The following is a 12,724-nucleotide window of genomic DNA, read 5'->3' on the forward strand; positions in this document are numbered from 1 at the left end:
ACTGACTTTGAAAAATTGAGTTCTGATTTTCCCACAATGGACGCTTATGACCAAATATAGCCTACGCACCCGTATGATGAGCCTGATATTGGTTCCTGTTTTACTGGTCGGAACGCTTGTGAGTATATCATTTATCTCATACCGCTATTACGAGTTGAAGAGCCTGATAGTCCGCAGTGGGATCAGCATTATTGAACCCTTATCTATCGCCAGCGAGGTTGGCATTAATCTGGACAATTGCCAGCAAGTTGACTCATTAATAAACAGCCTGCATCGCCGAAACTCTGAAATTGTCAGGGCAATTGCGATCTTTGATAAGTATAACAAGTTATTCGATATTTCGAATGACAAGTATAATGTCAATCGCTTGAGGCTCGCTGCCAACGAAGCCATGCCCACAGCCTTGTCCAAAACGGAATACGGCAACAGTATCATCCTGAAAATGCCAATTATCTCAGAAACCGCTTCTCCTAATCCCTGGAACACTTCCACCAGCGATACGCCGCCGATTGGCTATATCGCGATTGATTTAGACTTACGTGCTGCCCAGCTCCAGCAATACAAGGAGATTGCCACCTCCATCATTTTGTTGATTTTGTGCCTTGGGGGAACGGCACTGTTTGCCCATGTGCTGGTGCGCAAAGTCACCCAACCCCTGAACTGCATGGTTAAAGCCGTTGATCGCATCCGTCAGGGGCAACTGAACAGCCGCGTGACAGGTGCCATGCCTGGGGAATTATCCGCACTCCAGAATGGTATCAACACCGTGGCAGAATCGCTCTCGAAATACAAAGATGAGATGCAGCTTCATATCGATCAAGCCACTTCCGACCTGCAAATTACGATGGAACAGTTAGAAATTCAGAATGTTGAACTAACTATCGCTAAAAAACGCGCCCAAGAGGCGGTCAGGATCAAAACGGAATTTCTGGCCAATATGTCTCACGAATTACGCACGCCGCTTAATGGCGTCATTGGCTTTACCCGCCAGATGTTAAAAACTCCCATTACACCACAGCAGATGGAGTATCTGTATGTCATTGACAGATCGGCCAATAACCTACTGAAAATCATCAATGATATTCTGGATTTCTCACGGCTGGAGTCCAATAAACTGGTATTGGATCAAGTGCCTTTTCTGCTAAGGGATACCGTCAATGAAGTTATCGAACTACTCACACCGGCTGCCAACGCGAAAAATCTTCCCCTGCATCACCATATTGATGAGAAGTTACCCAATTTGATGATTGGCGATCCTATTCGCTTACAGCAAATACTGACTAACCTGATTGGTAATGCCATTAAATTCACGGATAAAGGCTATGTCACGCTGGATATCAAATTACGCCAGCAGCAACACCATCTTGTCCAGATCGATTTTACCGTGACCGATACAGGTATCGGTATCAAACCCGAATACCGTCCGATTCTGTTCCAGGCCTTCAATCAAGCAGATGCCAGCATTACCCGCCATTATGGGGGAACCGGACTGGGATTAAGCATCACTAAGCGACTGGTCAGTGAAATGAAAGGAGATATTGACTTTACCAGTGAAGTCGCTAAAGGGACGGTATTTTACTTTGATATCTGGCTGGAAAAAGAGGAGTATTCATTCGGATCATTGCCAGAACATCTGCCAATCTGTTCTGAATCATCGCGTTTACCCATGACCGTTATGGCAGTAGACGATAATCCCGCTAACCTGAAATTGATCGGTACACTGCTGCATGAACTGGTTGAAAATACCTTTTTGTGCAGTAATGGTATGGAGGCGCTGGAAATAGCGACACAACATTCGCTGGATCTGATTTTAATGGATATTCAGATGGCAGATATGGATGGTATCCAAACCTCTGAGCAGATCCGACAATTGCCCCGGCATAAAGAGACGCCGATTGTGGCGGTTACAGCCTTTGCCTGCCACGAGGCGAAAAATGCACCGTTTATTGACTGTCTTTCCAAGCCCTTGGATGAAAACGGCCTGAAAGCATTGCTGAATCAATATTGCCCCCGGAAAAGACCACACGCTATTGACTGGGAGATGGCGTTAAAGCAAACCGCCGGTAAAGCATCATTGGCGCGGGAGATGCTGGAAATGCTGGTAAAATCATTGCCCGACATGAAGGGAATGATTAAACAGGCTTTAACTGCCGATGATGAAGCAATCCGCAAACACTTTCAGCATCATGTCCACCAACTGCACGGCAGTTGTTGCTATAACGGTGTTCCTAAACTGAAAGCCATTTGCGAATTGGTTGAAAAACAACTGCAACAAGGGGTTGCCCTAACTGATCTGGAGCCAGAATTGCTGGAGTTTATGGATGAGATCAATCACGTCATAGCAGCCGCTGCTGATGTACTTGAGGCTACGGTATCACTCTAACTCGTTATTTTGTAACCATAAACTTACGATATTCTTCGTAAGCGTAATTATCCGTCATGCCACTGATATAGTCCTGAATAAGACGTGCACGGTAATAAAACTCGATCACATCTTTTTCAGCTTCATTAGTGGCAACAATGCCCTCCACGGCTTCACCATAAGCCAAACGATGTTTGGTCGAAAGTTTGTGCAGCAGGCGAGTTTCAATAAAGTATTTTTTGTGAAAATTATTCTGGTTCAATTCCATAAAATCCTGACGAGGCAGTTCCAGCAAAGGGCTATAGAAATCCAGCAATCCGGTAATAATCCGGTATCCTTGTAATTCCAGCTCTTCCACTTCAGGGTGATTGAAAACCCGTTTACGGGTGACATTTTTCAAAGTTTTCAATAAACGGTGTTCTTCCCCATTTCCTTCCAACAGGGCGCGATTAAATGTACCTGTATAGATTTCAGGCAGATGTTCAATAAACAATTTGGCGGTATAAGGCACCAATTTTCCGGTGATAAACACCCGTAAGTACATGAAAAATTGTTCGTGGATATTACGACGGACTTCGTTATTGGTGGTTTTCTTATAGGCTTGTATCACTGTAGATTCGAACAAGTCACCTTTCCGGTGTCCCCCATTTTCTTCCCACTCTTTTTTCAGGTATTCCACCAACTGTTCAACATTAAAAATATCCTTTTCTACCGCATCATCCAAATCCGCAATGCAATATGAGATATCATCGGCGGCTTCCATAATGTATGTCAGCGGGAAGCGACAAAAATCGCCCATTTCCAGTTCTTTTTTCAGTTCACGGATAAAGCTGTCTTCTGACCAGTAATAACCGATTTTCTTCATCAGGTAACTAAATTCAGCCGGCACCTCTTCCAGACGATAAGCCGGGCACGTATATTTCAATATGCAGCCAATCTGGGCATACGTGAGATTCAAGCGCAGCAGATTATGTGCCAGACGGATCGCCTGAGCATTTCCTTCAAACTGACATAAATCTCTGCGCAATTGCTGACGAAATAGATCTTTCTTTTTCTTCTCCCGTCAGACGCAATGCCGCAACCTGACAGGCATCCTGCCGATTCTCCGTTTTCGGCGAATGAGACGAATGAGACGAATGAGACGAATAGTCAGGATCTAATCGGCGGGAGAACCAATCTTTAATAGCGGCCTCGCCAAAATGACCAAATGGCGGATTGCCAATATCATGCATCAAACAAGCCATCTCAACCAGACTTTCAAAAGCAAGCAAGCGATCACTCAACCCATATTTTTCCAGCAAGTCCTGCTTTGACAGCTCGGCAATAATCGTTTTTGATATATAGCGCCCTATTTGCTGTACTTCGAGCGAATGCGTCAGCCGACTGCGTACCGCCGCATTACGTTCCAGTGGAAATACCTGTGTTTTCTGTTGCAACCGCCGGATAGCGGCTGAGTTGATGATCCGCCCACGATCACTTTCAAATTGGCGATTCACTTGCTCTTCATCATCGGGATGAATGGAAGATTTACTGAACTTGCGTTGGTAATTCAACTTCTGCTTGAAATCAATCTTAGACATTAATCCCCCCATGCCAAATATAACGATTATTTAGAATTGGAATCTGCGGTAAATAGCCATTCAATGATACACTTGCCGATTAAATCGGCCTGTTAATAAGGCATCAATCCATTAATAATAAGCGAGTATGACACAATGAAAATAGGTGTAATAGGGGCGATGGAACAAGAAGTGACTTTATTGCGTGACCAGATTGAAGGTCTGCAAACATTGTCACGAGGTGGATGCGAAATTTATACCGGCAAGCTGAATGGTGTTGATATTGCCTTGTTGAAATCGGGTATTGGTAAAGTTTCCTCCGCACTTGGCACCACCTTGTTGATTGAACATTGTCAGCCCGATATCGTGATTAACACGGGTTCAGCCGGTGGCCTTGATCCTAACCTGAAGGTGGGAGATATCGTGGTTTCCGAAGAAGTTCGCTACCATGATGCCGATCTTACCGCTTTCGGTTATGAACCAGGACAAATGGCGCAATGCCCGGCCGCTTTTATTGCTGACGATAAGTTAATCGCCCTGGCAGAAAAATGTATCCAATCCCTCGACCTGAATGCCGTTCGTGGTCTGGTTTGCAGCGGTGATGCCTTTATCAATGGTTCTGAACCATTGGCACGCATTCGGGCCACCTTCCCGCAAGTTGCTGCGGTTGAAATGGAAGCGGCGGCCATTGGTCATGTTTGCCATCAATATAACATCCCCTTTGTTGTCGTTCGGGCTATTTCTGACGTAGCCGATCAAGAGTCCCATATCAGTTTTGATGAGTTTTTAGTTGTCGCAGCACGTGAATCGACGCGGATGGTCAATGCCATGCTGACCGAACTCAGCAAACAATAAAGCGTCTTTACAGTGGAGCATCGATAATGAAATCATGGTTGAAAATAATTTCCCATCGATCCATTAGGCTGGCATTCTTATTCCTTTTATACAGCTTTTGGTGTGGTTTCAGTGCTCCACTTTATGCGGCAGCTTCCCGTGTTATTAGCCTTGCCCCATCAACGACAGAGCTGGCATATGCCGCGGGGCTGGGCGACCAGCTTGTCGCAGTTAGTGCTTACTCCGATTATCCCAAAGCCGCTAAAAAATTAGAACAAGTTGCTGATTGGCAAGGCATCAATGTTGAACGGATCATCGCCCTGAAACCTGACCTGATTCTGGCATGGCGTGGCGGTAATCCCCAACGTCCTCTGGAACAACTCGCTGCTTTAGGTATCCCCATTTTTTATTCGGATGTAAAAAAAGTCGAAGATATTGCATCAGAACTGGAACGACTGGCTGCCTATAGTCCACATCCCGATATAGCTAAGAAATCAGCCACAGATATGCGCGATCAGTTCAGCCAATTAAAACAAAAGTATGCCAACCTGAACCCTAAGCCTGTGTTCTTGCAATTTGGCATGCACCCGATTTTTACTTCCTCAAGCCATACTATCCAAAGCGAAATTGTCTCCGTCTGTGGCGGTAAAAATATTTTCGCTGATAGCCCCGTTCCGTGGCCACAGGTTAACCGTGAGCAAGTACTTACCCGCAAACCGGAAATCATTGTCATCGGTGGAATGGAAGGGCAAAAACAGCGGGTGGCCGATTTTTGGCGACCACAAATGAATGTCACTATTATCGCCCTAAATGATGACTGGTTTAGCCGTGCGGGACCAAGGATTATTTGGGCGGCAGAACAACTTTGTAAGCAGTTAAATCGTCCCAGTTAAAGAGTCTATTTTTTTATCTTGGTGCGTTTTTTTAGCACACTGTGAGCCATGATCCCGCCAATCAATCCCCAAAATGCTGAACTGATACCCAGTAAATTGGCGCCCGATGCGGTGACGAGGAAGCAGATAATTGCCGCATCTCTGGTGTGATCATCCTTGATCGCTTGATTCAGGCTATTGGTAAAAGTGCCAAGCAGTGCCAATCCGGCCAGAATTTTTATTAACGGGGCTGGAAATGCGCTAAACAGATAGAAAATTGCCCCGCCAAAAATGCCAGCCAACAAATAGAAAAAACCGGCACTGACAGCGGCAATATATCGCTTATTGGGATCGGGATGGACATCACTTCCCATACAAATAGCCGCCATAATTGCAGCAATACAAATACTAAATCCCCCAAAAGGGGCCAGGATCATTGCCACCAATGACGTCCAGATAAGTAATTTGGAGGCACGGGGAGGATATCCCGCCGCCTGTAGGATCGCGATCCCCGGCGCATTTTGTGACGCCATCGTGACGATAAAAAATGGAATGCCCACGCCAATCAGTGTGGTTGCGCTAAATTGAGGCATCACAAATTCAGGCATGGAAAACATCATATTTTCACCCGTCAACGTTAAATCACCGCTAAGAATACAAATAATCAATCCAGCCGCCAGCGTCGAGATTATGGCGTATAGCGGAAAATAGCGGCGGAAAATTAAGTAGACGAGTAACATGGCACCACAAAGCCAAAAGTTGACTTGTAGCATTGCAAACGCGTCCAAACCGAAACGAAGCAATATACCGGCAAGCATCGCCGCCGTGATGGTGTGCGGGATGTAATTCATTAATCTGGCAAACAGTCCGGTGATACCGCATATCAACATTAATGCCGAAGCGAAGATAAAAATGCCGATGGCTTCGTTAACGGAGGTATTCGGTAAGTTTGTCGCCAGTAATGCGATTCCCGGTGTCGACCAGGCCGTTAAAATAGGGGTACGATAATAGAGTGACAACCCCATTGTCGTGATCCCCATTCCCACGCCGAGCATACTGAGCCAGGCACCTATTTGTGCTGGCTCGACGCCGATAGCCGCCACTGCCTGGAGAATTATCGCCACTGAACTAGCATAACCCACTAATACCGCAACAAATCCGGTGATAAGTGTTGCTGGTGAAAAATCCCTGAAAAATGATAGCTTAGACATATGACATTACCTGACGGATGTTATAACGGACGATGGTCAGAATATCATCGTCTGTTATAACGTTCAATCATGCATCTATTTTCTGAGAAGGCACCAATGAGTGATATCACATCGAAAATTGCTGAAAAATTTAAATCATTAAGAGCTTCTCGCGGGCTAAGCCTCAGCCAGGCCGCTAAACTGACGGGAGTGAGTAAAGCGATGCTTGGGCAAATTGAACGGGGTCAATCAAGCCCGACGATTTCAACACTGTGGAAAATTGCCACAGGCTTTAATATTGCTTTCTCAACCTTTTTAGAGGGGGCAGCTCCCCAATCTCAGCCTGAATTACATCGATTTAATCAATTACCGATCTTTGAACAAAACAACTCAGGTATGCGTGTCACGCCGCTCATCCCTTTTGATGATGAACTCTTCATCGATTTGTTCAAAATAGAATTAGTCCCCGGTGCTTCAAGTGAATCTTCTCCACATGAATTCGGGATAATAGAGCATGTTATCGTACTCAGCGGGGAACTCGATCTGCGTCTTAATGACACTTGGTATAAAATTTCAGCGGGTGAATCCATGCGTTTTCATGCCGATTGTCACCACGCTTATGCCAATTCAAGTGATGAGGCCGTCGTTATCCATAACCTTATTCACTATCCGCATAATTAAATATCATCAACCTCTTAATTATTTTTACAATTAGTTACTGCATTGACATACGAATTCACCATCAGATAAAGAAACGTGCTTTATACTGAGCACGTTACAATCCCCATAACACGCGCTGCTGGTCATTTATCGCCATATCGACGACTTGCTGAATTGCTACAAAGCTATATATACTCATTCGACAATTCATTACTTTTTATAAAAAAAACAACAGCATATATAAACATTAACATTACACCAATAGAATTTAAAATACTCCACACTCTTGGATAGCTCATCAAGATCCCTACAGACAATGATGAAATCATATTAGATATATAAACCACCAATGAGTTTACTCCCTGCAATTTATGTTTAAATTTGCTATTTACAAATCCATTAAGCAGGAATGTCCCACCATTAAACATAAATGCCCATCCTAATCCAACAAAAAATAGTGAAAATAGAAAACCATAAAATCCATCTATAAAAATAGCTATAATCATACCAATTATAAAAAACAAAGATCCAAATAAGATTATATTTCTTGTTTTTAATTTACTGACAAGAAATGGAAGTATTAATGCTGGAGCATACATAGCAAAGAAATGCCACTGTAAAACCAATGCACTATCTTCCATTTCAAATTTAGCATGCAACATAGCTAAAGGGGTAGAATTCATTAATAATGTCATTAAGGAAAACCCTATAGCACAACTACTTGTTGCCAAAAAAAACAATCTTGATTTTAATAAATCAGCAATGTTTTCATTTTTATAATTAGTGTCACGATGTGTGTTTATTATTTCTTTTTTTAACTTCATAGGTAAATAAACAAATGATTGAATAACAATTACAATAACACATACTATAGCTGTTAATAAGAATGTCCCTGAAAAATGGTAATCAGGAAATATACATTCGCCTTTCATGGCTAAAAAAGGACCAAGTACTCCTCCCAAAACACCACCACCAATAATAATTGATACAGCTCTTTTTTTATTTAATTCGTCATCAAATATTTCAGCTGAAGCAAATCTGTAATATTGATTAAATACAGTTGAGCATCCTAATATAAATGTTCCAAATATAAATATAATGAATGATTGGTAAATAATAGATATACCTGCCAATCCACTTCCAATTATCCCTATAATATTACCAATAATAAAAGCAATTTTTCTTCCATATATTTCCATTAACATTGAAGCAAAATAAACCATCAAAGCAGCACCACAAACTGTTGCAGTTATTGGTAAAGTAGATAAGTAATCAATGGAAGTTAATGTATTACCAACTAATGTCGACGTTAATGTTAGCAGGGAAATAATTGAACCATTAAGCCCCTGACATATAAAAATAAGCATTAAATTTACATATTTTTTATTCATTTTTTACCACGATCATATTTTAATTAAAGATATATACGCATTCATATACCGGATCTTAAGAATTAAGCCTTTCAAAACACGCCTCCAATGTTTTGTTTTTACATGATTTTCTTTGCGGTGTTTTGAAAGCATTCCGGCATAAATATTCCCTCGCCTTTTCCAGTAAAAAACCGGTTTCCGACCACGCTCGTTGGATCAAATTTTCTATTATTGGCCGTAACCACATATCCGTATTTTTTGCTGCTTTTAGCAAAGAAGCGTCTGGAAATAGTCGTCTTGCCATTGTCCGCCTGACCAGCAACGCGAGCAAACTTGACCAGACAAGCCCAGTGACTAACGACGCTTTTCGGGTGGTAAATCCGTGCCAGTTTGTGTGTGATTTCAATTCCTTGAATAACAACTCGACCTGCCAGCGGCAACGATAAATGTCCATAATGTCATTCGCGGTAAATTCCTCTGGTGGTAAGTTTGTCAGCCAAATACAGAACCGCTTCTTTTCTGCAAACCAGCGACGGATGATCCGGAATTCATAGCCCTTTCTCCGACAGCACAGATCCAAGACTTCTGAACGGTTGGTTCTGCGGGTGACTTCTTTTAAGGTTTTTCCGGCCAGTTTCCGCAGCGGTTTCCCTTGTCCAGTGTGCGCGGTGATAATCTGAGAATTCAGCGATTGGCTTCCCCTGACAATAAATGCCGCGCCAAAATGGGAGAGTTGTTCAAAATAATCAAAAGCCGGATATCCTGCATCCGCAAGCAAGAGTTGCCCGCGTAATGTGGCCGGTGCAGGCAAATGAGCGCGTTCAGACGCGGTATCGGCCGTCACCGCCATTCCTGTTGGTGTCTGGCTCAATAACGACATCGTCATATGGCATTCAATGGCGGCAGAGGTTGTTTTGAATCGAGAGGGGAAAACTTCCGCGAGCGCAGGATGCACTTTAAATGAACTCCCATCTTGTAAAATAACATTTTGAAATTGAGCTAATTTTTTCGGTATCGCGACGTGTTTTTCAACCCACTGTGCCATGACAAACCTGACAATAATTTTCACAAATTCCTCAAAGGCCGGTTTACGTAATTGATTGTAAAAGGGTCGGTAACTGACTTGTTGCCGAATCTCAGGGCACAAGCCATTAAACTTCTGATGTAATTGGGCAATGGAGGTGATTTTATCTGTGCTGAGCGCCGTAATCAGGCTAAGCAGCAATGTGCGGGGTTCAATATTTCTAATGCGTTGAGTAAATCCGCAGCCAAACGCTATCTTTTGCAAAGAAACATCACTAAAAAATTGCATTAACTGGTGTTTTATAGCAATAATCGTCACAGGCTTCATCCGTGGTTTTGGTATTAGTTTGGCGACGATTATCAGATCATAAATGAAGCCTTTTTTCTATCTAAAATATACAGTTAATGCTTAAGATCCTGTATATGTATACGCATTAAACTTCAAGTTAAAATTTACAACACGATATGAAACCTGATTTCTCCTCGCTTTGCGGGGAGAAATCACACGCATCTTGAAGTGAGATTGGTATAAGTATCTTGCAAAATGGCCTTCTAGATAAGAGGCCATTTATTGCAATAGTGAATTTTCCAATCAGACACTGAAAGAAGAGCCGCAACCACAAGTGGTTTTTGCATTCGGATTGGCAACAATAAAACGGGAACCTTCCAACCCTTCTGTATAATCCACACAAGCGCCTATCAGGTATTGCAGACTCATTGGGTCAACAACCAATTCAACTCCTTGTTTCTGGATTGTCATATCACCTTCGTTAATTTGGTCATCGAAAGTGAAACCATACTGAAAACCGCTACAACCACCACCTGTAATGTAAACCCGCAGGCGCAGGTTCGGGTTATCTTCATCAGCAACCAGTACTTTGACTTTATTGGCCGCGGCATCAGTAAACTGCAAAGGCAATGCAGCATCATCACTCATACTTTTACTCCAGTCCGGTTCTCCGGTGAAAATTCTTGGAAAGTTATTTTATGCTTTCTGATCAGTTAGCCGGGATTATCCAATACCTGACTGATTCGTTCAAGTTTTGTCACATGAATGTAATAAACCGAACGATGAAGGGCATATGATGATTTGGCTTCCTTGGTGGGGTATTTTAAAATGGCATTCCCGTATCCCGTTATCTTTCAGGAGCTTTTATTAATGAGCCAGTCCGAAACGCTTTACTCTCAGGCAAAACATGTCATCCCCGGTGGAGTCAATTCACCTGTACGTGCTTTTAATGGTGTTGGTGGGACCCCCGTCTTTATTCAACGTGCGAATGGTGCTTACCTTTATGATGTGGATGACAATGCCTATATCGATTATGTCGGTTCATGGGGGCCGATGGTTCTCGGACATAATCACCCTGCTATCCGTAACGCGGTTATTGAGGCCGCAGAGCGTGGTTTGAGTTTTGGCGCGCCAACTGCCGCCGAAGTGGAAATGGCAAAACGGGTCACTGAACTGGTGCCTTCCATGGATATGGTTCGCATGGTGAACTCAGGTACAGAAGCCACCATGAGTGCTATTCGTCTGGCCCGTGGCTATACCCAACGTGATAAAATCATTAAATTCGAAGGTTGCTACCACGGCCACGCTGATTGCTTACTGGTAAAAGCCGGATCGGGTGCCCTGACTATCGGTCAACCAAACTCTCCCGGCGTTCCCGCTGATTTCGCTAAACATACCCTGACGTGTGTTTACAATGATCTGAATTCTGTCCGTGAAGCCTTCGAAAAATACCCGGAAGAAATTGCCTGTATTATCGTCGAACCGGTCGCAGGTAATATGAACTGTATTCCACCGTTGCCAGAATTCTTGCCGGGCCTGCGTAAGCTGTGTGATGAATTTGGTACTCTGCTCATTATTGATGAAGTGATGACAGGTTTTCGTGTCGCTCTGGGTGGCGCACAAGAGTATTACGATGTTAAGCCAGATTTGACATCCCTTGGCAAAATCATCGGTGGTGGTATGCCTGTCGGTGCTTTTGGCGGCCGTCTGGAAATCATGGAAAAACTGGCACCCACAGGTCCGGTTTATCAGGCGGGAACCCTTTCGGGTAACCCAATCGCTATGGCTGCGGGTCTGGCATGTCTGAAAGAAGTCGCCCAAGTTGGTGTCCATCAGCGCTTGAGCGAATTGACCGACACACTGGCTGCTGGTTTAAAAAATGCAGCATCAGAAGCTGGTATCCCACTGGTTGTTAACCACGTCGGGGGCATGTTCGGTATTTTCTTTACCGATGCGCAAAGTGTTACCTGCTATCAGGATGTTATGAAATGCGATGTAGAACGCTTCAAGCAGTTCTTCCACTTGATGCTGGATGAAGGTGTCTATCTGGCGCCTTCTGCGTTTGAAGCGGGTTTTATGTCCATTGCTCATTCAGATGAAGATATCCAGCGCACGGTTGATGCAGCAGCACGCTGTTTTGCAAAACTGAAATAAAATATTCTAAACCCCAGACGTCACTATGCATTATTAATGGCGTCTGGATAAAATATTCACACCAAATCCTGTATCGCCTGAATAGCTGACATCACCGCCAGCACGCCAAGTAACATCAACATTAACCAGCGAAAATGGTGTTGGCTGATACGCGATCTTAGGCGTGTACCGATAAAGACCGATAAAGTCGGCCATAAAGCTAATACCACCGCCTCTTTTAATAGCATAAATAAGCTTAACGCTGTCGTACTAGCTATCGGAAAACCAATCCCGCTGATACCATGCAATAATGCAGCGGTAATAAAGAGTAAGGATAAGATAAGGATATTCAAGGTGTTATGTTCCCTGACTCAAGATGGTTCGTTTCCCAAAGATAATACATTAAATCAGCTCCCTACTCATTTTCGAGTT

General features: G+C 43.5%; 10 protein-coding genes and 1 pseudogene. 5 read left to right on the forward strand and 6 right to left on the reverse strand.

Going from position 1 to position 12,724, the window contains the following annotated elements:
- Positions 1-46: 46 nt before the first annotated feature.
- A complete protein-coding gene (locus tag ACSJJG_RS03905; RefSeq protein WP_481088564.1) occupies positions 47-2,383 on the forward strand; it encodes an ATP-binding protein in 2,337 nt (778 codons plus the stop codon).
- 4 nt (positions 2,384-2,387) lie between these two features.
- On the opposite strand, the pseudogene dgt reads toward ACSJJG_RS03905, so the two are convergent.
- Positions 2,388-3,942: pseudogene (gene dgt, locus ACSJJG_RS03910) on the reverse strand (dGTPase).
- Between the two features lie 135 nt (positions 3,943-4,077).
- On the opposite strand from dgt, the gene mtnN reads away from it, so the two are divergent.
- The gene (gene mtnN / locus ACSJJG_RS03915) at positions 4,078-4,776 is read left to right on the forward strand and encodes a 5'-methylthioadenosine/S-adenosylhomocysteine nucleosidase (RefSeq protein WP_481088565.1); all 699 of its coding nucleotides are present in this window, start codon (positions 4,078-4,080) and stop codon (positions 4,774-4,776) included.
- A gap of 26 nt (positions 4,777-4,802) precedes the next feature.
- Positions 4,803-5,648, forward strand: a complete 846-nt coding sequence (gene btuF, locus ACSJJG_RS03920) for a vitamin B12 ABC transporter substrate-binding protein BtuF (RefSeq protein WP_481088566.1) — start codon at positions 4,803-4,805, stop codon at positions 5,646-5,648.
- 5 nt (positions 5,649-5,653) lie between these two features.
- On the opposite strand, the gene ACSJJG_RS03925 is transcribed toward btuF, so the two are convergent.
- Positions 5,654-6,838 (reverse strand): benzoate/H(+) symporter BenE family transporter, encoded by a 1,185-nt coding sequence (locus ACSJJG_RS03925; RefSeq protein ID WP_481088567.1) that lies wholly within the window; start codon positions 6,836-6,838, stop codon positions 5,654-5,656.
- Between the two features lie 96 nt (positions 6,839-6,934).
- Between ACSJJG_RS03925 and ACSJJG_RS03930 the strand changes: the two genes are divergently transcribed.
- On the forward strand, positions 6,935-7,498 hold the full coding sequence (locus ACSJJG_RS03930) for a helix-turn-helix domain-containing protein (RefSeq protein WP_481088568.1): 564 nt from the start codon (positions 6,935-6,937) through the stop codon (positions 7,496-7,498).
- A gap of 164 nt (positions 7,499-7,662) precedes the next feature.
- Here the strand turns inward: ACSJJG_RS03930 and ACSJJG_RS03935 are convergent, their stop codons facing one another.
- The 3 genes from ACSJJG_RS03935 to erpA all read right to left on the reverse strand — a co-directional run bounded on the left by ACSJJG_RS03935 (position 7,663) and on the right by erpA (position 10,807).
- Positions 7,663-8,868, reverse strand: a complete 1,206-nt coding sequence (locus tag ACSJJG_RS03935; protein ID WP_481088569.1) for an MFS transporter — start codon at positions 8,866-8,868, stop codon at positions 7,663-7,665.
- Positions 8,869-8,923: 55 nt separating this feature from the next.
- A complete protein-coding gene (locus ACSJJG_RS03940; RefSeq protein ID WP_282885521.1) occupies positions 8,924-10,189 on the reverse strand; it encodes an IS4 family transposase in 1,266 nt (421 codons plus the stop codon).
- Positions 10,190-10,462: 273 nt separating this feature from the next.
- Entirely contained in the window at positions 10,463-10,807 is a 345-nt protein-coding gene (erpA, locus tag ACSJJG_RS03945) for an iron-sulfur cluster insertion protein ErpA (RefSeq protein WP_047771810.1), read from the reverse strand.
- 222 nt (positions 10,808-11,029) lie between these two features.
- On the opposite strand from erpA, the gene hemL reads away from it, so the two are divergent.
- Positions 11,030-12,313 carry a glutamate-1-semialdehyde 2,1-aminomutase gene (gene hemL / locus ACSJJG_RS03950; protein ID WP_481088570.1) on the forward strand — a complete coding sequence of 428 codons (1,284 nt, stop codon included), beginning with the start codon at positions 11,030-11,032 and terminating at the stop codon, positions 12,311-12,313.
- 56 nt (positions 12,314-12,369) lie between these two features.
- On the opposite strand, the gene ACSJJG_RS03955 is transcribed toward hemL, so the two are convergent.
- Positions 12,370-12,645: a hypothetical protein gene (locus tag ACSJJG_RS03955; RefSeq protein WP_481088571.1), complete on the reverse strand. Its 276-nt coding sequence runs from the start codon at positions 12,643-12,645 to the stop codon at positions 12,370-12,372.
- Positions 12,646-12,724 lie beyond the last annotated feature (79 nt).

Source organism: Xenorhabdus sp. SGI 60 (assembly GCF_056632175.1).